This window comes from Marinobacterium arenosum, assembly GCF_019795155.1.
GTDB lineage: Bacteria > Pseudomonadota > Gammaproteobacteria > Pseudomonadales > Balneatricaceae > Marinobacterium_C > Marinobacterium_C arenosum.
In genome coordinates this window covers 177057-196983 of record NZ_JAILYN010000002.1, presented here as the reverse complement: position 1 = coordinate 196983, position 19927 = coordinate 177057, and the positions used below count along the sequence as shown (strand labels likewise).

The window sequence follows — 19927 nt, the reverse complement described above, 5'->3', positions numbered from 1 at the left end:
TCAACTGCTGATAACTCATGGTGGTACTTCTTCTACTTTGGCGAGCTGAAGCGTATCACTGTCAGCAGTTGGCCACCTCCCGCCTTTCAACCATGAGTGTTGCACTTATTATCTGAATTCAGGGTTTCCTTGAATAAATCTTAGAAGTGAGATGCTATTTTTGGGGCTGTTATTCATGAAAAGGGTAGGTTTACCGATTGCACTGTACTCCTCAGGATGATTGTTCTTTAAATATGAACACAACTTCGAAATTTGTAGAAACCAAATAGCAACCAGTACGCCCAAAGCCGGGCCGATGATAAAAAGCAGTAAACCGACTAAAGCTTCCATTGCTCAAATTTTTCCGTGGGCTCATAACGTCCGCCAGCAGAGGCGCAGCTTCGCTGCGTCCTGCTGACTGGCTTTGTTTTGTTTTTATTCGCAAAATGCAAAGGTTACAATCTCTTTGAGAGTTGACTCACACTTTTCAGTTAAGTCTTGTGTGCCATCAATATAATCACGCACTCTTTTCCATGAGTTAAAAGGTTTATCAGTGGATTTAACAGATTCATTCTGCCCTTGATCCCAAAGTACATGTTCGAACGTGTCGTCAACCAAGAAAATCCTGTCAGCGGTTGCTATACTCGCTATTTTTTCGTTAGCCTTGTATGGATGAATTGAAGATTTTTCCTCCAGTTCAGCATCTGTAAGGCATTTTCTGTCGGTGTCATGAATAACTCGATAATCAATATCTAGAGCATTTAGCACTTTGGCCAGTGCTGGGATTGTCCATTTTCCTCCAGCCGAAACTACAGTAGTATCTTTATCGAGACTACCTTCAACTCCTAGTTTTTTGGCTAATTCACCAATCATACTAAATACCGCCACCTCTGTGTCGCCTTCAACTATAACAACACGTTTTGCAAACAAACTTTCGCAAACTGTAGGGTGGAAATCTAACGCAGCTCTCAAGATAGTGCGTTCGTCATATTCACCATCTTTTTCAAAAATATCGCTTTTAACTTGATGAACTTGCCGCTCGTTCCCACTATCTCTTTTTATTAGTTTAAGAGACTCTGGTTTCTCAGCAAGATTTATCAGGAAAGGGGAGTGTGTCGAACAAATTACTTGCCATTTAGGTGAGTTCGACCTTTTTTGTAAGGTTGATTTTAGCCTTCGCATTAGATGGGGGTGAATATAAAGCTCCGGTTCCTCATATAAAACGATAACTGTTCTTTGTTCACCTGAAACTTCTGACTCTACCGCAGCATTACTTTCTAACATTGCAAAAGCTAAGGCTCTTTGAACACCACTACCTTGATATTGAAGGCTTGTTTCAATTTCCTCATCCACGAGAAAAGTTGCAGCCTTCATAAACAAAGGTTCAATATCAATATCCCCAACGGCAAGCCTAACCTTTGAATCAAAGTCTAAAATCTGATTCAGTGTATTTGAAACCTGCTCAAGTGCATCACCCAACCCTTCTATTTCGCTACCGTCCTCTGCTTGCCCCTTCAACTTGTTCTGGAGTGATTCAGCCTTAGTGATGTAATCCTTGTATGTATTATCGTTCTTAACTTGTGGAAAGAGCTTATTAGTAAAAAGGAATGAAAAGGGGCTGTTGTTTGTGGCTTTAAGCTCATCTTCTATTTTGAAGCTTGCGGGAACATACATTACATGTGGGACTGCTTGTTGTAATGAGTTAGCAAACTTCTTAACGTGCCAATCTTCAGACTGAATAACATGATCTGAATGATTACCTACAGCGTGAGCCTCCAATTCAGTAGCTCTCTCTTTGAAAGCAGCAGCTGATTTAATCCCCAACTCATCAAAGATAGCCTTACAAGTTGCATCTTTCTTAGCATTGGTGAAGCTTTCATCAGACCATGGAAACCTAGTTTCAGTGTTATATACGGAGTATTCGTAACTATAGTCGGTCTGCTCTGCATTCCATTCAGCTGTTACGCGGATCTTTAGCTTGTCTCCAAAGAGTAATTTAGATATCGCCGGTTTGTTCTTCTCCCATTCTTCAAGATCACCAAATTCACATACTATTTCCATTAGTTGATCTGATGCCTTTTGACCTGGCCAATCTTCTAATTTAGGTTTCTTATTATCAAGAACTAAGTGAATAGCATTTAGTATTGTTGATTTGCCGATATTGTTGGGGCCAACAAGAGTTGTGAAGTTATTAATGTCGATTTCAGCGAACCCGATTCCTCGGAAATTACGTATGATGAGTTTTTCTAATTTCAAGATTCTCTCCTTGATTCAAAGTTTCCATGAAAATATAACAGCCCACTTAGGTAAATTCTTACCCAATATACTTAGCTGCAAAGATTGCTAGCTCTTGTGCTCTAACAGGCTCCCAGCCGCTCTGCACAGCAAACTGCCTTACAAGCTCTGGAGGTGCAGTGACACCATTCTTACGAAGTTCTGAAAACAGTTTCTTCGCCATTTCTTTGTCTGAAGGATGTGACAGCCCTGTTGCCATATTGATGCAACGACCTAGTTTTAAGACCACATCTTGAACAAATTGTGGCAAAGGATTAGTTGAAGCAACCCATGATTGATTACCGACAACTTGGGGTTTCCATGTTGAAAGCCAGCGCTTACCTTCTTCTTCATTCCATGGTAAGTACAAAATACTATTTGTATTATTAACCCCATCAATTACATCCATATCCTTAGCCGTTAGATATGTCGCTAATAAAACATCATATCTACCAAATGATTTGATGTTTTTAGGGATTTCCAGAGTAAGCTGAATTCCGTCACCTAAATTGACAGCTGAACCCTTAGTAAGAGCTTTCGCTGCTTTTTCGCCAAGGAACTGGGCAATATTTGAAGATGGAAACGATCCCTTAGTTGGGAATACTAATGTGATTTTGCTTAGCCCACTAGACTTGCAATTATGAAGTGCTTGGGCAAAAGCTAATTTTATTGCTTCTGGATTTGAACCGTGGTTTTCCACTAAAAACCTAGAAATTGGCATACTTTCTCCTTGACGCCTAACATTTTAATACTGCGCATGCGCGTTTAGGTGCAGAGCGCTATAGCGTGAAGAACGGCTAAGCTACTGAATGGAAAAGGTATTTGAGATGACACAGTCATTCTCCTCCGTTGAAAACGTGCATGCGTGTATGTGTTCAAGGCTGTGCGCAGTATCTGCCAGCCATCAATCCCTAATGCGTTGATATTGCCGAAGTTTATGCGATTCTGCCAGTGAAGATTTAGAACGGTCGTTTAACCGACTCGCACATTACCGCGGGAGTCTATTCAGCATACTTTATATAGCTTCAGTGATTCGGGGGGAGGGGCCAGAACAGGTCGGATGGGCAACATCTGAATCCTGTCCGGCAGCAGATGGGGCTGTAGGGCTACAGTCAGCACAATGGGAAGAGCTATTTGATCGATAGGGAGGGGCAGACCCGGCTATTCAACCTGCCACCCCTGATAAGGACGTACCCTCGCGCCGCAAAAATCACTGAGGCGCGGGGATACGTATCGAATATCAGGCCAGGTCGAAACGGTCGGCGTTCATCACCTTGGTCCAGGCGGCGACGAAGTCATTTACGAACTTCTCCTGGTTGTCATCCTGGGCATAGACTTCCGCGTAGGCGCGAAGGATGGAGTTGGAGCCGAACACCAGGTCGATACGGGATGCGGTCCACTTGACCTGATCCGTCTTGCGGTCGCGGATCTCGTAGAGGTTGTTACCGGCCGGCTTCCAGCTGTAGTTCATGTCCGTCAGGTTGACGAAGAAGTCGTTGCTCAGGACGCCTTCGCGGTCGGTGAATACGCCGACCTTGCTGCCGCCGTGGTTGGTGCCGAGCACCCGCATGCCGCCGACCAGCACCGTCATCTCGGGGGCGGTCAGCCCCATCAATTGGGTGCGGTCGAGCATCAGCTCTTCGGCGCTGACGGCATAGTCTTGCTTCAGCCAGTTGCGGTAGCCGTCATGGATCGGCTCCAGCACCTCGAACGAGTGGGCGTCGGTCATCTCTTCCGTTGCGTCGCCGCGGCCCGGTGAGAACGGCACGGTCACGTCGAATCCGGCAGCCTTGGCGGCTTGTTCGATACCGACACCACCGGCCAGCACGATCAGATCCGCCAGGCTGGCGCCACTGGCGGTGGCAATCGGTTCCAGTACCGCCAGCACCTTGCGCAGCCGTTCGGGTTCGTTGCCCTCCCAGTCCTTCTGCGGGGCCAGCCGGATGCGTGCGCCGTTGGCGCCGCCGCGGTTATCCGAACCGCGGAAGGTTCGGGCGCTGTCCCAGGCGGTGGCTACCATCTCGCCGACACTCAGGCCGCTGGCGGCGATCTTGGCTTTCACCGCCTGCACGTCGTAGTCGCTGCGGCCGGTGGGAATCGGGTCCTGCCAGATCAGGTCTTCCTGCGGCACATCGGGGCCGATATAGCGCGCCTTGGGCCCCATGTCGCGGTGGGTCAGCTTGAACCAGGCCCGGGCAAAGGTTTCGGAGAGGTAGGCCGGGTCCTTGTAGAAACGCTCGGAGATCTCCCGGTAGATCGGGTCCTTGATCATCGCCATGTCGGCATCGGTCATCATCGGGCTATGGCGGATCGATGGGTCTTCGACATCGACAGGCTTGTCTTCCTCCTTGATGTTGACCGGTTGCCATTGCCGGGCACCGGCGGGGCTGGTGCGGATCTCCCAGTCGTGGTTGAACAGCATCTGGAAATAGCCGTTATCCCACTGGGTGGGGTGCGTGGTCCAGGCGCCTTCCAGGCCGCTGGTCACCGCGTTGTGGCCGATGCCCCGGCTGGTTTTGTTGAGCCAGCCCAGACCCTGGTCCTCCACATCGCCGCCTTCCGGTTCCGGCCCCAGTATTGTGGCGTCGCCGTTGCCGTGGGTTTTGCCGACGGTATGGCCGCCGGCGGTCAGCGCGACGGTCTCTTCGTCATTCATCGCCATACGGGCGAAGGTGACCCGTACCGCCTCGGCCGTCTTCAGCGGATCGGGCTTGCCGTCAACGCCTTCGGGGTTGACGTAAATCAGGCCCATCTGCACCGCGGCAAGCGGGTTCTCTAGCGAGGCCTCGTCGCCGGCATCGGTATAGCGTTCCTTGGCCAGCCATTCCTTTTCCGCTCCCCAGTAGATGTCCTTTTCCGGGTGCCAGATATCTTCGCGGCCAAAGCCGAAGCCGAAGGTTTTCAAGCCCATGGATTCATAGGCGATGGTGCCGGCATAGGCGATCAGATCGGCCCAGCTGAGCTTGTTGCCATATTTTTGCTTGATCGGCCAGAGCAGGCGGCGGGCTTTATCGAGGTTTGCGTTGTCCGGCCAGGAGTTGAGCGGCGCGAAGCGCAGGTTGCCGGTACCGGCGCCGCCCCGGCCATCGGCGATGCGATAGCTGCCGGCCGCGTGCCAGGTCATGCGGATCATCAGACCGCCGTAGTGTCCCCAGTCCGCCGGCCACCAATCCTGGCTGTCGGTCATCAGCGCCTGCAGGTCTTGCTTGAGCGCGTCGAAATCAAGCTTCTTGACCTCTTCCCGGTAATTGAATCCGGTGGTCATCGGATTGGTCTTGCTATCGTGCTGATGCAGGATGTCGAGGTTGAGTGACTTGGGCCACCACTCCATGTTCGACATGCTGCTCTCGGTGGCAGCGCCGTGCATCACAGGGCATTTGTTTCCAGACATCGGTGATCTCCTATCCTTTTTTATTGACAGGGAGCTTGTATTAGAAAGTTGCTATAAGAATCTATGCCTAACTATAGGAGACCAAGAAGAGGGAAGCTGATTGTATTTTGCTAATGCCATATTCGGCTTTTTCTATCGAAAGGAAATGAGTGGTTGTTATTGAAAAGCGTCCGTTTATCAATGTGTTACAGGAAAAGGAATTAGCCCGCTCCAAAAAGCGGCTGCACTAGGTTGCAGGTGCAATCACGCAGAGACTGCTCAAGGAGTTTACAGCCTAAGGCAGGTGGGTGAAGGTTTCGGTGGTTTTGATATCCACATTCCCCAAGGGCTGTTGTGCTGTACGGATATCGGGAGCTGAGCGTCAGGGGGCAGTGGCGCACGAATGCGCCGGGGTATGGCAACTAACCGCTTTACGGATTCGTTGATCATGGGCGGCTTTCTTCACCCGTTTATTCAGGTTACTCTCGTCGAAGTGCTATCGATCCAGGCTTCTGCTAGCCGGGGCGATACTCAAACGGCAAGCAGGGAATACATAATGCCAGCCAAGTTCTCTTATTAAGGAAATAGTTTTCATGCGTGTCAATATCTCGGAAAGTATTAGTCTGGAACCGCTGGCTATATCAGATGCAGAAGAGCTTTTCCCACTGATTGATAGTGATCGATCCAGTCTTGGTGAATATCTTTACTGGGTTGATTCAGTGGTGGATGTTGAAACCACACGGGAATACATAAAAAGTAGAGTTAATAGTGGTCTCGCAGGGGCAAGCTGGTACAAGATCAAGTTTCTTTCCAGCACTGTAGGCGTATTCGGCGTAAAAATCATCCACCAGGATGAAGCGACGGCAGAGATCGGATACTGGCTTCACTCCGCCTATCATGGGAATGGTATAGTTTCTCAATCAGTGTCAGGTATCTCGCAGCACTTGAAATTGCAGCACTCTATACGCCGCATAGAGTTCAGGTGTCTTGAGAAAAACCGGGCAAGTATATCTGTGGCTCTACGTGCAGGTGGTGAATGTACGGGTATGATACCTGATTATCGAATTATCAATGGTGTATTGCAAAATCTAAACGTTTATACCGCAAAGTTGTCAGTTTGATAAGGAGTTTTTGATGCAAGATAAAAACTATTCCATCAGAGTGATGAGCCGTGACGAGGTTGATATCGCGGTTGAGTGGGCGGCAACAGAAGGTTGGAATCCGGGCCTTAAGGATGCCGACTGTTATATGGCAGCCGATCCAAATGGATTCCTGGTCGGTTGCCTTGGTGATGAACCGATCGCCACGATTTCGGTGATTAAATACGACGAGTATTTCGGCTTCCTCGGATTCTACATCGTTAAACCTGAATACCGAGGTCAGGGGTACGGCATTCAAATCTGGAATGCGGGCCTTAGATATCTGGAAGGTCAAAACATCGGTCTGGATGGAATTGTGGCCCAGCAGGACAATTATAAGAAGTCCGGCTTTAGACTGGCCTATCGAAACATCCGCTATGAAGGGGTTGGTGGGGGAGTTTCCCCAGAAGACATGGGCATTGTGAAGCTGTCTATTTTGCCGTTTGAAACCGTTGATGCATATGATCAGCCGTTTTTCCCAGCAACCAGATCGTCGTTCACCCGTTGTTGGATCAATCAACCGGAATGTCACTCCCTGGGGATCATGGAGCATGGGAAATTGGCAGGCTACGGCGTGATACGAAAATGCCGTAATGGCTACAAGATCGGCCCGCTCTTTGCGGACAACCCGAAGCTGGCCGAGTCCCTTTTTCGGGCCTTGAAAGCTAAAGCAACGTCATCCGATGCGATCTTTCTCGATACGCCAGAGGTCAATACGGCTGCGGTGTCCTTGGCAGAGAAATATGAGATGAGATGCTCATTTGAAACCGCCCGAATGTATACGGGGGCTTTTCCTGACATACCGTTGGATCGCGTTTTTGGCGTAACCTCCTTTGAAGTCGGTTGATCGAGGTTTGGCCGTTGGTAATGGAACGCACTCAACGGTTGCACGGCCGCGGGTGCTCTAATCATGATTATCTAATCCCTAACCCGCTACGATGCTAGCCAGACCATCTGGCCTGCCCCAGTAAAGTCGAGCCTGCTGTTGCGACCGAGGCGCATGGCAGCTAATCCCCGATTGCCGCTACGAAAGCGGTAGCCGGCGGGATGATATGAGTTCTCCCCGCGCGATATTGGCGCGGATCGCCGAGGTGCCGGGCGGTTGTCTCCATACCTGCTCGAAAAGCGGCTGTATTCATCCAGCTTTTTGGCCCGCTGGCATATGGGCAGCGCTTTCTATTCAACGTGGTCGCCTGCCGAGATCGGGGCCAGTTGCTGCCTCAGCCAGTCACGAAAACGTGCGACTTTCGGCCAGTTCGCTCGATCATAAGGGGTCGCGAAGTAATAGCGGAAGGGCGCCGACAGAGGCGGCGTGTTCAGTGCCACCAAACTGCCATTGGCCAGCGCATCCTGGGTGATATAGGTGCGCCCCAGGGCGATACCCTGGCCAGCCAGCGCCGCCTGCAACACCAGGTCGGTGCGACTGAAATACAGCACATCCGTACCCACTTCGATGCCCGTGCTTTCAGACCACTGCCGCCAGTCTTTCATACAGCTTTGCTCTCCGTCGGTCCTTGTCGCCAGCAGGGTTGCCGCTGTGAGCAGTTCCGTCTCATCCAGGCCGGGAAACCTTTGCAGCAGCAACGGGCTGCAGACGGGAAAAACCTGCTCCTGCCCCAGCAGTTCACTGGCAAAGCCGCTGGGCGGCGAGGACGCAAAGCGCAGAATCACATCGGCGCTGCCCGCTCCCGGTGGCCGTAATTGCTCCTCGGTATTCAGGTAAACCCGGATGTCAGGATTTTGAGCATGAAAATCCGGCAGCCTGGGCAACAGCCAGTACATGGCGAACGTAGAGAAGGTTTCCACCTGCAATACGCCTTGCTCCCGTTCGCTGTCAATACGGTCCAGCGCCGACTGAACTTCAGCGACGGCGTTGCGGATTCCCTTCAGCATAATCTCGCCCTGAGGCGTCAAGTGCATCCGCCGGGTGGTCCGTTCCAGCAACGGGTAACCCAGCTCCTGTTCCAGCCGTTTCATGGTTTGGCTGACGGCGCTCTGCGTCACCCCCATCTCCTCTGCGGCTGCGGTGAAGCTGCCCTGTCGGGCGACGGCATCCAGAAGCAGCAGGTCTACCAGTATACGCTTGTCCATGAGTACTCAATTATTAAGCTGAGCTAATAAGTATATCGTTCGTCAAGAACCTGTAGGGTCACCATAATCGAACCATAGCGCAATACACAAAGCGCATTAACCGGCTCGTTCCGTGTGAACAGCGCACTATATTTTGCAAATGAAATTAATGATTATGGGCTCTTTATGAAACACGCTATGAAACATCAGGTTGCCGTCTTCAGTGCTTTCGTCGATCAGGATTGCGGTGGCAATCCCGCCGGTGTGGTGTTGAATGCCGATCAAATGAGCGAAACCGAGATGCAGGCCATCGCGGCGGAGGCCGGTTTTCCGGAGACGGCGTTTGTATCCGCGTCTGAGGTTGCCGACATCAAACTGGACTTCTTTACACCGACCAAGCGCATTGCCCATTGCGGTCACGCCACCGTAGCCGCCGTTTCCGTATTGGCCAATCAGGGACAACTCGGCGAGGGTGAGCATACAAAAGAGACGGTGGACGGCCTGCGCCGCCTTCAAGTCCAGGATGGCAAAGCGTATCTGGAGCAGATCCCGCAACAGGTTGAACCGTTGACCGCAGAGCAAACCCGGCAGGTGGCGGACGCCGTTCAGCTTCCGATTGAAAAAATTACCTGCATCGCGCCACCGGCACGCATCGATAATGGGGTCGCTTTCATCGTGATCGCGCTGCCCGACGCCAACACCCTGAGAGACGTGCAGCCGGATTTCGAACGGATCAGCCGTATCAGTGAGCAGTTGGGATTGATCGGTTTCTACTTGATTGCACCGGATACCGAGGTAACCGGGCGTACTGCCAGTGCCCGCATGTTCGCCCCTTTCTACGGCATCGATGAAGAGCCCGCCACCGGCATGGGCGCCGGCTGCGCTGCTATCTATCTGCATCAGGTGATGAAACGGACAGATGATTGCTATCTGATTGAACAGGGACGCTTGATGACACCTGCCTCCCCCAGCTTGATCGAAATCCGTCTGGAAACTCAGGGCAGCCAGATCAATCGGCTATGGGTCGGCGGCAAGGGCAAAGTGATGGAACAGTAAAGCCAATGCCAATGCCAATGCCTTGCTCGGCCGGTTTCGTGCGTTCGTACGGTGCCCCCGCCACCTGGCGCTCAGGGGAAAGGTGTCTGTACGATGTCTAATAGAGGGGTCTTGCACCAACGGCTGCCAGATTTGGCCAACAGCCCCAACGGCTGAATTTACCGGCTCACACGGCTTTGCGCTTGGCTCCGGTGGCACGAGGGGGTAGGAAGCCTGTCACAGCGGCAGTGCGTCAAACATCCGGAGTGTTTTCTAAGTATTGAATCAAGGCTTGGAATTGGAATTGGGACTGGGCCTTGCCAGTTGGATCGACGATGCTGTGGCAGAAGTATTTCTCGATGTTGGCCGCTGTGATCTCTTTGCGGAGCGGGTCGTATGTCTCACCATTGGCGCCACCCGCCATGTGTCCCATCATGCGAATGAGCGCGATCTGGCTGATGCCGGCGGCGGCCTCGGTGTCGCCACTGGCGACCGCCTTGTTATAAAGTGCTTTTTCCTTCGGGCTCAGATTTGCCATGGTATTTACGAAGCCGCCAGCCTTTTGCATGTAATCGAGCTCCTCCGCAGTGAGCTGATCGGAGGATTTACTCTTGGAAGTTATTTCTGCAAGTTTCTTGTCGTTGGCGAACAGATAATCCTGATCTTCCTGCGTTCTACTAACTGCATCTTTAGCCTTGATCGCGGCAAGCTTTTCTTCGACCGACTTGTCGTCGCTTACAGCGATGGAAGAGGCCAAGGTGGCGATCTCTTGCGCTGGCCGGGACATGTGGATGTTTTCGGCAAAATTTGTCGTCGTTGCGGCAGGATTTTGCCGGGATGATGATGCACGCAAAGATTCGGCGGTGAAGTAACGGGCAGAAGTGGACTGAATTATCATGGCATGCCTCCGTTCTTTTAATGCACCAGACTTTTGGATCAGATTTAAGCACTATGCATGCCAACTAACCGCCCTTCAGTCGGGCAAAAGGGTTGGAGCTGAATTACAGCCACACTACATTTGTAACCGTTGCTCCGGCGGAGCGGCGTTGATCCCTGCATGAATCTTCCGGCGTTATCTAATCTCAGCCGGGGCTAAGTTGCGTTGGATATGGGCTTCAAACCGTATGCAGTCCAGTTCGATCTGTGGGATCTTCATCACGTCGAACCAGAAGAAGGTTTCCAGCGGTTCCTCGCCCAAGAACTTGAAGTTCAGATGGATGGGCAGGAATATGTCGTCTGCGCCCCTATTGAGCGGGATTTCATAACCATCCCGAGCAGGATAATTGGTCGTAGGCTTCTAACCGGCCATGCAGGGCAGCTGTCATTTGTAACACCAATGAAGTGGGTCGGGCGCGTGAGGGCTCAGACCGACAGATGGAATAAAGAACTTTAGCTAAGGATTTATCGAATGTTTCTACTGCTGCTGAACTACGTTAAACCGCTGTCCGAGGTGGATCGCTTCGTCGGCGAGCACCGCGAGTTTCTCGAGCGTTATTATGCTTCCGGGCATTTCCTGCTGTCCGGTCGCAAGGAGCCTCGCAGCGGTGGGGTGATTCTGGCTCGCGCCGACAACCGGCAGGCGATTGAGCAGATCGTCCGGCAAGACCCGTTCAGCCGCGAAGGGATCGCCGAGTACCAGATCGTCGAGTGGCTGCCATCGATGAGTGCCCCGGAGCTGGCGCAGCTGAAAGACGGCTAACCCGCTAAAGCGCCGGCGCATCGGTCGACCGGTGCTCTGCGAGTCGGGGCCCTGGCCGACCAGCTTGGCCCCGGTTATCCCACCTCTCTCATTCTGGCCGGGGCTGTCGCAGCCTGAGCGCCGCTATACTTTATAGGCACGGTCGCCAAGCCCGTGGCCAAGGTGGACGAGGGTTCATTTCCCCCCTTGGATTAACGGAATCGGATCGATTTCTACCGCTGGCTGTGGCGGCTAGTCTTGACCGCTTTAAGCGCCGGCCGGCGCTGACAGGCCCTGTGGCCGGGAGCGACCGATGGCAACCAGGCCCGCCCCAATCATTTCGGCCCAAGCCACTGCAGGTGAACTGACACCGGCTGCCCTGTTGCAGCAGAATGCACTGTTCATCGGCAGTGGCGGTGCCAGTGAGGGCAACCGTTCACTGGGCTTTCTGCCGGCGTTCTACGATATGGATACCGGTGGCGTGTATCCCTCCCGCTTTGCCAATGGCCTGCAGGCACCGATGCATCTGCTGGACGGCCTGCCGGAAGATCTGGTGGTGGCCCGCCAGGAAGATGGCCGGGTAACGGCGGTCAAGCCCGGTGTGGTGGCGGGGTTCCTGCGGCATGGCCAGTTCTTTACCCGCCAGCAGGCGGCTCAGGCGACCGAGCGGATGCGTGACCGTTCTCACCTGCTCAGTAATCCCGAGATGCATGATCGGCTGCTGTCGACCTGGGAGCAGTTCCTGCTGGAACAAACCTATCCCCGTGAGTTGATTCGCCCGGTGGTCGAGGATTCCTGGTATCGCTGCCAGTCATCGAAGGTCGATCCGGAGCTGCAACAGGCACCTGTACTCGCCCAGGAACAGTTGGAGCTGAGGCGTGCTTCTCAGTCGGATTTGCGCACCGCCGCTAAACCGGTATTGGAGCGTGCCGGCAGTTTGTTGTTCGAATCCGACAGCCTGGTTTTGCTGGCCGACACCGAGGGTTTGATCCTCGATATTGCCGGCGACCCGCCGGCCTGTGGCACCGGCCATAAGGTCAACCTGATCGAAGGGGCGCATTGGGGTGAAGCTTCGATCGGTACCAATGCGATCGGCACCGCACTGACTGCAGCGGAGCCGGTACAGCTGTATGGCGCCGAACATTTTTGTGCCGGTATCAAGCACTGGACCTGTTCAGCCGACCTGATCCGGGATCCGCACGATGGCCGGGTTCTCGGGGTACTGGACCTGTCCGGCCTGACCGACAGCTATCAGCGCCATGCACTGGACTTCGCGATGACCGCCGCCCGGATGATCGAAGCCAACCTGCAGGAACTCTATTTCCGCTGCCGGGAACAGGTGATCGAGGCCACCCGCGACCGGTTTCGCAACTGGCGGGGCCCGGGACTTCTGGCGTTCGACCGGCGCGGACGGCTGGTCAAAGCCAATGCGTTGGCCCATCGGGCGTTGCAGATGATCGGCGCCGATCTAGAGCTGACCCCGCAGACGAGATTGCCCGAACTGGATCTGGCGGCCCCGGCGACCGCAGCTGATACGCCGAACTGGCTGAATGCCCTGCAGCAGCAACCGATCATGCTCGGTCGGCATCGGGTCGGTACGCTGCTGATACTGTCCGGCTCCGAGTAAGTGATCGGTCTTGTGCCCTGGCGTGGGAACGAATACAAGGCACGGCGGTCTTCCTCTAGCCATGTAGTTGCCTGCCTCCGATGGGATCCTTTTGATGAACCTGACAAAAATACCGGGCGCGCTGGTCGGTGCGCTGTTGATGTTGCTGTTGCCCGGCTGTGCCGGAACAGTTTATGAGTCTGGTGAGGTCAAAGCGCCGGCGGAGTTCGCACAACTGCCGGCAAGCTTCACCGGCGAGCTGCCCTGTGCCGATTGTCCGGGCATCCGCTACCGGCTCAACCTGTTTGCCGATCACTCCTATTTCCTGAGCCGCCACTATCTGGACCGAGAGCCAGACAGCACCTTCTACGAACTCGGTGGCTGGGCGCTGGGTGCCGATGGGCGCCAGCTGGTACTGCGCAGTGAAGCAGCTGAACCGGTCCGCTTTGCAGTCGTTGACGCGGACAGCCTGCGGCTGCTGGATCGCGATGGACAACCGATCGGTTCCGAGCTGAACTACAGCCTTGAGCGTACGGCCCATTTCGAACGGATCGAGCCGCGCCTGAAGATGCGCGGCATGTACCAGTACCTGGCCGACGCCGCGATTTTCACCGAATGCCTGAGTCGCCAGCGCTGGCCGGTGGCCCTGTTGGCGGACAATGCGACACTGGAGCGCGACTACCTGGCACAGCGTCGCCAACCGGGCGAGCCATTGCTGGTCGAGCTGGATGGCCGGCTGGAGATGCGCCCGGCAATGGAGGGCGACCGGCTGCTGCCGACGCTGGTGGTCGAGCAGCACCGGGGCGTCTGGCCGGGCGAGAGTTGCGGCAGCCGCTTCGCGACCGAGCAGCTGGAGAACACCTACTGGAAGCTAACCCGGCTAATGGCAAAACCGGTAGCCGTATATGGTCAGCAACGCGAGCCCAGCCTGATCCTGCGGCCTGAAGACCGGCGCTTGGCCGGTTCTGGTGGCTGCAACCGGCTGATCGGCAGCTATCGGGTTGAAGGTAAAGAGATCAGCTTCGCCCTGGCCGCCAGCACCCGGATGGTCTGCCCGCAGGGGATGGATACCGAGCAGATATATATGGATGTGCTGGCGAAGGTACGTAATTGGCGGGTGGTCGGCCAGCACCTGGAATTGTACGATGCTGAGGGGGCGCTGCTGATGCGCTTTCAGGCGATCTATTTTTAGTTTTCGATGGGCTGGCGATAGTGTCTCTAGCAGAGTAGGGCACGCCACTGTCGTCGGCCTCAATCCCAATGGAATGGAATTAGCAGATCAATGTTTGACGATAAGAGCGCAGAGCAACAGATTCGCCAGAGCTGGCAACGCAATGCTGATCCCTGGGTCGAGGCGGTTCGGGCCCAGCGGATCGAAAGTCGCCGCCTCTGTACCGACCGGGCGATTGTCGAGGCGGTACTGAGTGTGGCGCCCAACCGATTGATCGATCTGGGCTGCGGCGAGGGCTGGCTCTGCCGCCGGCTGGCCGGGCAGGGGATCTCGGTAATCGGCATCGATGCCGTGCCGGCGTTGATCGACCAGGCGCGCCTGGCCGGCGATGGCGATTATCGGCTGCTGTCGTATGAACAGATTATCGCCGGGGAGCTGGCGGAGACTGTGGATACGGTGGTCTGCAATTTCTCGCTGTTCGGCAATGCCGCGGTGGCCGAACTGTTGCGTGCCGTTGCCAGGTTACTGGCGCCCGGCGGTATGCTGATCATCCAGACCCTGCACCCACTGACGAGCTGCGGCGACGAGCCCTACCGGGACGGCTGGCGTTCGGGAAGCTGGGCCGGCATCGACGGCAACTTTACCGACCCCGCGCCCTGGTATTTCCGTACCCTGGCCAGCTGGCTGCAGTTGCTGGCCGACTGCGGCTACCGGCTGCGCACATTGCAGGAACCTGTCCATCCCGCCAGCGGCAAGCCGGCCTCGGTGATCTTTATCGCCGAACCGGTTGCCGGCGGTGCAAGCTGAAGACCGATAACACGCAGGAGGCGTATCGATGTTTCCACTTGAAATCTGGCTGGCCTATAGCGTCGCCTGTTTGCTGCTGGTGATCTCGCCCGGGCCGGACAACCTGCTGGCGATCGGCCGTGGTATCAGCCAGGGGCGATTGGCGGCGCTGGTCTCCGGTCTGGCTTCCGGTAGCGGAATCCTGTTCCATGTATTTGCTGCCACTTTCGGCCTGACCCTGCTGCTGCAGACCTCGGCGCTGGCCTTCTATGCGGTGCAGCTGCTGGGCGCCGGCTACCTGATCTGGCTGGGTATCCGGGTGTTGCGCTCGCGCAGCCTGATCAGCCTCGATCCGGTCAAGCGGCAGCCGTTGGGCCGGATCTTTGCCACCGGTTTCCTGTCGGCGGCATTGAATCCGAAACCGGGCCTGTTCGTGCTGGCGTTCGTACCCCAGTTCGTCAATCCGGAACTGGGCTCGGTGACCACGCAGATGCTGGTTTACGGTGGCTGGTTTGCGCTGCTGACGGCGGCCGGCTTCGCCCTGATGGGTGTTTTCTCGGCCCGGCTGTCGGCCTGGTTGCAGGCTAAACCGAAGTTGGTTGCCGGCTTGAATATCGGTGCCGGCGCCACCTTTGTATCATCAGGGCTGGCGGTGGCCTTGATGAAACAGCGCTGAGCGAGGAGGGCGGTTCATGAACGGAAGATCTGACGTTAGCTTGCAGGCGCAACTTGAATTCCTGCACCAGGCACTGGCTGCGGTGGTGCCGTTGTCGGGTTCAGCCTGGCAGGCGGCGGAACCCCTGTTTTCCCGTTGCCGATTTGAAGCTGACGAACACCTGCTGAGCGCCGGTCGACCGGTCGATCAACTGCTGTTCCTGACCTCGGGGCTGGCCCGCTATTACTACCTCAACCGCGACGGGCGGGAGTTCAATAAGTCGTTCTGCGGTCCCGGTCAGGTCGCCAGCAGTGTATTGTCGCTGGTTACCGGTGAGCCGGCACCGTTCCATATCCAGGCCCTGGCGCCGGCCGAATGCCTGTCGCTGCGTTATACGGATTTTCTGATGCTGGCGGACAGCCAGGCCGATTGGAACCGGCTCTATCGGCGTATGCTGGAGCTGCTGGTGATCAAGAAGGAGCGCCGCGAAGCCGACTTCCTGTTGCTGTCGGCGGAGCAGCGCTACCAGAAGTTCCTGGCGGAGTTCGGTCAACTGGCCGGGCAGATTCCCAACTATCATATCGCCTCCTACCTGGGCATCACCGAAGTGGCCCTGTCCCGGATCCGTCGCCGAATGGGATTAACCCGGGTTAATGAAGCCGGCGCACGCTGAGCGGATACTCGGGCCTTCACCAACCGGGAGGCCCGACGATGAAACTGATTGGCAACACCATCTTGATTACCGGCGGCAGTGAAGGGATCGGCCTTGAGCTGGCCCGGGCGTTGCTGCCCGACAACCGGGTGATCATCTGCGGTCGCAATGACGATAAGCTCCAGCGTGCCAAGGCGGCATTGCCCGGTCTGCTGATCGAGCAGTGCGACCTGACCGACGAGCGCCAGCGCAACGCGCTGGTCGCCCGGCTGCTGGCGAGCTATCCGCAGTTGGATCTGTTGATCAATAACGCCGGAGGTAAACAGCCGGTCGATCTGCTGGAGGGGGACGACAACGACAGCGCCATGGCACGGGACCTGGCGCTGAACTTCATCGCGCCGGCGGCCTTATGTAACGCGTTGCTGCCGCAGCTGCGGGCCCGGCCACGGGCTGCCATCGTCAATATCACCACCGGCCTGGTCTACCTGCCGAAGGCCGAGCAGGCGTTCTACTGCGCCGCCAAGGCGGCATTGCATTCCTACAGCGAAAGCCTGCGCTGGCGATTGCAAGAGACATCGGTCGAGGTTTACGAGGTGTTGATGCCTCTGGTGGACACCCAGTTTCACCTGGGACAGTTGCCGGACAGCGTACCGGCGATCAGCGCCGAACAAGCGGCCCGGCTGACGTTGCAAGGGATCCGTGCCGGCTGCCATCAGATCAGACCGGGAAAGTCCAGGCTGGCCCGCTGGCTGGCGCTGCTGGCACCGCAGCGGGGGATGCGGCTGGTCAACGGGTAAATTGCAGCAGGGCGATTCAGCCGGCCATCTGCTCGATAAAGCCGGCTTCGTCGCGAATGCCGATCCGGTTGCCGTCCGGGTCGTGCAGGTTGATGGTCGAGCCCCAGTCGTTGCGGACGATCTCGGCGTCGATGCCCAGCGCCTTCAGCCGCGCCAGTGCCAGCTCGATATCGGCCACATTGAAACGTAGCTTGCAGGCGCCTTCGGCGATCGACTTGCCGCCGCGCTTGGCCTGGCCGCCGGTCTCGATCATCAGGTAGCTGCCGCCGAAGGCGCAGCAGGTCAGCCGGAAGTCGCCCTCTGTCTTTTGGAACAGGACCTCCAGGCCGAATACCGTCTGGTAGAACTCCACGCATTGGTCATAGTGTTCGGTATTCAGAATAATGCCGCTTCTGGCGATCTCCATGCTGTTGCTCCTTATCTCTGCAAATTTTCTTTCACGTCGGCCTGACTGTTTACTCCGTGCTGTGAACTGTCAACTTTAGAAAGCATCTCACAGCCAGCGGGTGGGGTAGCGACGACGGCAGATTACCCGGTGATAGATCAGTCCGAACAGCACGATCAGCACCGCTCCGATCGCCACCGGCGTGATCAGGAAACTCCAGCCCTGGCCGGTCAGCATTACCAATAGCGGGTTGGCGCCGGCCGGCGGATGGGTGGTGCCGGTCGCCAGCATCAAGGCCACCGCCAGGCCGACCGCCAAACCCAGCGACCAGGGCTGCACGCCGAACAGCTGCAATACGCTCAAGCCGATCAGCGTGGTCAGGATATGACCGGCGATGATGTTTTTCGGTTGGGCCAGCGGACTGTCCGGCAGGCCGAACAGGATCACCATGGTGGCGCCGAACGGGGCCATCAGCCACAGGCTGGCGCTGTTGAGTTGCTCCAGGCTGGCCAGGACGGTGATGCAGAGCATGGCGCCAAGACCGGCGATAAATGCCGGGCTGCGGGCCTGTTGCAGAAGGCTATTGATCATAAAACGGCTCCCAGTGAAAAATGTTGAATAGAGGTAGACCGATCTGTCTACCTTGGTCTGTATGGTAGACAGGTCGGTCTACTGCTGTCAACATGGCGTGGAAAGGCACTTTGAGGAGTCTCGATGGACAAACGACAGCAATTGGTCGAGACCGCTTTTGCGCTGTTTTACGCGCATGGCGTCGCGGCAGTGGGGATCAACCAGATACTCCAGGCATCGGGTATCGCCAAGAAAACCCTCTATCACCACTTCTCCAGCAAGGAGGAGTTGCTGGCCGCGGTGGTCGCCTACCGGGACGAGCGCTACTACGACTGGCTGGCTTCCCGGTTGGCTGCAGCCCGGAACGGCATCGAGGTGGTCGAGGCACTGTTCGATGCGCTGGATGACTGGTTCAACGATCGGGTCGATGCGCTGACCGACTTCCGTGGCTGTTTCTTTATCAATGTCTGCGGCGAGTACGGCGACCCCGAGCACCCGGTTCATCGTCAGTGCCAGAGTCACAAGCTTCGCGTCGTCCAACTGATCGCAGACCGGTTGCAACCGCTGGCCATCGACGACCGGCAACGTCTGGCGCTGAGTGAATCGATATGTCTGCTGAAGGAGGGAGCCACGGTGCAGGCCCATGTGCAGAATGATCTGGGCGCGGCACAGCGCGGCAAGCAGCTGGCACGACAACTGCTGCAGTCCTATCTGTAATCGGCGTGGCCGCTGTATTTGCCCAGGCGGTGCTATGCTAAACAGAGGTCAAAAGTGGAACATGCCGTAGTCCGCCGTTGTGAGCAGCTGCGCGGTTACGGTGCAGGACAGGAGGGACAGACCGCAAGCGATTGGAGGTGTGTCATGAACCGGCACTACTACGTCACCGATAACCTCGACGATGTCGAAATCGTGGAACAGGAACTGGAGTCCAGTGGCATCAATTCCGAACAGATCCACCTGCTCAGCGAGCGGGATGCCGAGGTCGACCATCATAAACACCTGCACGAAGTTACATCCTTTATGAAGAACGATGCGGTGCATTCCGGTGAGATCGGCGCCGTTATCGGCGTGGCGCTGTCGATGCTGGTATTGGGCGGCGCTTACCTGCTGGGCTGGACTGAGACTGCCGCCGGCTGGATACCCTTTATCTTCCTGGCGGTGATTATTCTGGGCTTCAGTACCTGGGAGGGTGGTTTTCTGGGCGTCCAGCGCCGCAATGCCCACTTCCGCCGCTTCAAGCGGTTATTGAAATCCGGCAAGCATATCTTCTTCGTCGACGTGGAGCCGGAACAGGAAGAGGTGGTCGAACGGGTGGTAGAACGTCATCCGCTGCTGAAAGCGGTTGGTACCGGTGAGGCGGCACCACATTGGCTGGTGGCCTGGCTACACCGCTGGCACCAGTTCCGCCGCTCTATCTAGAAGGCTTAGCAAAGGTTGTGCCGCAGCATCCTTGCGGACTGTTGTTCTGCCGGGGGCGCTGCTAGAATGGCGTTATCTTAACGGGCAGGCCTGTCGGTCTGCCCTCGCGCCAACAGTTCGGAGGGCCCAGCCATGACTCAGAACAGCACCACGACCCACCCGAAGTTCATCGAAGCGATGCAGAAACTCTCCGCCATGAGCGAAGAGGAACGTCTGTCCGAAGCAAACCGGGAGTTATTCGAACAGGCAATGGCCTATGCGCCGCTGGAGATCCAACCGAAGTTGGCTGCCATCTGTAAGAAGTACGATAACCTGCACTGAGTAATTCCACTCACCGACAT

At 55.8% G+C, this 19927-nt stretch carries 20 protein-coding genes; 13 read left to right on the top strand and 7 right to left on the bottom strand.

Features of this window, described 5'->3' with window-relative positions; genetic code table 11:
- Window positions 1-414: 414 nt before the first annotated feature.
- From K6T12_RS01895 to katG, 3 genes are all read right to left on the bottom strand, one after another.
- A complete protein-coding gene (locus tag K6T12_RS01895) occupies window positions 415-2235 on the bottom strand; it encodes an ATP-dependent nuclease (RefSeq protein WP_222218910.1) in 1821 nt (606 codons plus the stop codon).
- A gap of 58 nt (window positions 2236-2293) precedes the next feature.
- Window positions 2294-2974 carry a hypothetical protein gene (locus tag K6T12_RS01890; RefSeq protein ID WP_222218908.1) on the bottom strand — a complete coding sequence of 227 codons (681 nt, stop codon included), beginning with the start codon at window positions 2972-2974 and terminating at the stop codon, window positions 2294-2296.
- 519 nt (window positions 2975-3493) lie between these two features.
- Window positions 3494-5644, bottom strand: coding sequence for a catalase/peroxidase HPI (katG, locus tag K6T12_RS01885; RefSeq protein ID WP_222218906.1), 2151 nt, complete (start codon window positions 5642-5644; stop codon window positions 3494-3496).
- A gap of 572 nt (window positions 5645-6216) precedes the next feature.
- Here katG and K6T12_RS01880 point away from each other — a divergent pair.
- Both K6T12_RS01880 and K6T12_RS01875 read left to right on the top strand, forming a co-directional pair.
- Window positions 6217-6744, top strand: coding sequence for a GNAT family N-acetyltransferase (locus K6T12_RS01880; RefSeq protein ID WP_222218904.1), 528 nt, complete (start codon window positions 6217-6219; stop codon window positions 6742-6744).
- Between the two features lie 13 nt (window positions 6745-6757).
- Window positions 6758-7609, top strand: a complete 852-nt coding sequence (locus K6T12_RS01875; RefSeq protein ID WP_222218902.1) for a GNAT family N-acetyltransferase — start codon at window positions 6758-6760, stop codon at window positions 7607-7609.
- A 329-nt stretch (window positions 7610-7938) separates the two neighbouring features.
- On the opposite strand, the gene K6T12_RS01870 is transcribed toward K6T12_RS01875, so the two are convergent.
- Complete coding sequence (locus K6T12_RS01870) at window positions 7939-8853, bottom strand: LysR substrate-binding domain-containing protein (protein WP_222218900.1); 915 nt, start codon at window positions 8851-8853, stop codon at window positions 7939-7941.
- 177 nt (window positions 8854-9030) lie between these two features.
- On the opposite strand from K6T12_RS01870, the gene K6T12_RS01865 reads away from it, so the two are divergent.
- Window positions 9031-9888, top strand: coding sequence for a PhzF family phenazine biosynthesis protein (locus K6T12_RS01865; protein ID WP_222218898.1), 858 nt, complete (start codon window positions 9031-9033; stop codon window positions 9886-9888).
- 232 nt (window positions 9889-10120) lie between these two features.
- Here K6T12_RS01865 and K6T12_RS01860 read toward each other — a convergent pair whose 3' ends face one another.
- Window positions 10121-10765, bottom strand: coding sequence for a hypothetical protein (locus K6T12_RS01860; RefSeq protein ID WP_222218896.1), 645 nt, complete (start codon window positions 10763-10765; stop codon window positions 10121-10123).
- A gap of 510 nt (window positions 10766-11275) precedes the next feature.
- Between K6T12_RS01860 and K6T12_RS01855 the strand changes: the two genes are divergently transcribed.
- The 7 genes from K6T12_RS01855 to K6T12_RS01825 all read left to right on the top strand — a co-directional run bounded on the left by K6T12_RS01855 (window position 11276) and on the right by K6T12_RS01825 (window position 17212).
- Window positions 11276-11566 carry a YciI family protein gene (locus tag K6T12_RS01855; RefSeq protein ID WP_222218894.1) on the top strand — a complete coding sequence of 97 codons (291 nt, stop codon included), beginning with the start codon at window positions 11276-11278 and terminating at the stop codon, window positions 11564-11566.
- Between the two features lie 292 nt (window positions 11567-11858).
- The gene (locus K6T12_RS01850; protein WP_222218892.1) at window positions 11859-13172 is read left to right on the top strand and encodes a sigma-54-dependent Fis family transcriptional regulator; all 1314 of its coding nucleotides are present in this window, start codon (window positions 11859-11861) and stop codon (window positions 13170-13172) included.
- 94 nt (window positions 13173-13266) lie between these two features.
- Window positions 13267-14343: an META domain-containing protein gene (locus K6T12_RS01845; protein WP_222218890.1), complete on the top strand. Its 1077-nt coding sequence runs from the start codon at window positions 13267-13269 to the stop codon at window positions 14341-14343.
- Between the two features lie 90 nt (window positions 14344-14433).
- On the top strand, window positions 14434-15129 hold the full coding sequence (locus K6T12_RS01840; RefSeq protein WP_222218888.1) for a class I SAM-dependent methyltransferase: 696 nt from the start codon (window positions 14434-14436) through the stop codon (window positions 15127-15129).
- A 28-nt stretch (window positions 15130-15157) separates the two neighbouring features.
- A complete protein-coding gene (locus K6T12_RS01835) occupies window positions 15158-15784 on the top strand; it encodes a LysE family translocator (RefSeq protein WP_255611477.1) in 627 nt (208 codons plus the stop codon).
- Between the two features lie 16 nt (window positions 15785-15800).
- Complete coding sequence (locus tag K6T12_RS01830) at window positions 15801-16436, top strand: Crp/Fnr family transcriptional regulator (protein ID WP_222218886.1); 636 nt, start codon at window positions 15801-15803, stop codon at window positions 16434-16436.
- A 38-nt stretch (window positions 16437-16474) separates the two neighbouring features.
- Complete coding sequence (locus K6T12_RS01825) at window positions 16475-17212, top strand: SDR family oxidoreductase (RefSeq protein ID WP_222218884.1); 738 nt, start codon at window positions 16475-16477, stop codon at window positions 17210-17212.
- 16 nt (window positions 17213-17228) lie between these two features.
- On the opposite strand, the gene K6T12_RS01820 is transcribed toward K6T12_RS01825, so the two are convergent.
- Both K6T12_RS01820 and K6T12_RS01815 read right to left on the bottom strand, forming a co-directional pair.
- On the bottom strand, window positions 17229-17618 hold the full coding sequence (locus tag K6T12_RS01820; protein ID WP_222218882.1) for a VOC family protein: 390 nt from the start codon (window positions 17616-17618) through the stop codon (window positions 17229-17231).
- 87 nt (window positions 17619-17705) lie between these two features.
- A complete protein-coding gene (locus K6T12_RS01815; protein WP_255611476.1) occupies window positions 17706-18188 on the bottom strand; it encodes an HPP family protein in 483 nt (160 codons plus the stop codon).
- Between the two features lie 123 nt (window positions 18189-18311).
- Here K6T12_RS01815 and K6T12_RS01810 point away from each other — a divergent pair, with 123 nt between their 5' ends.
- From K6T12_RS01810 to K6T12_RS01800, 3 genes are all read left to right on the top strand, one after another.
- On the top strand, window positions 18312-18884 hold the full coding sequence (locus K6T12_RS01810; RefSeq protein WP_222218880.1) for a TetR/AcrR family transcriptional regulator: 573 nt from the start codon (window positions 18312-18314) through the stop codon (window positions 18882-18884).
- A gap of 144 nt (window positions 18885-19028) precedes the next feature.
- Window positions 19029-19586: a magnesium transporter gene (locus K6T12_RS01805; protein WP_222218878.1), complete on the top strand. Its 558-nt coding sequence runs from the start codon at window positions 19029-19031 to the stop codon at window positions 19584-19586.
- A gap of 132 nt (window positions 19587-19718) precedes the next feature.
- A complete protein-coding gene (locus tag K6T12_RS01800; RefSeq protein WP_222218876.1) occupies window positions 19719-19907 on the top strand; it encodes a hypothetical protein in 189 nt (62 codons plus the stop codon).
- Window positions 19908-19927 lie beyond the last annotated feature (20 nt).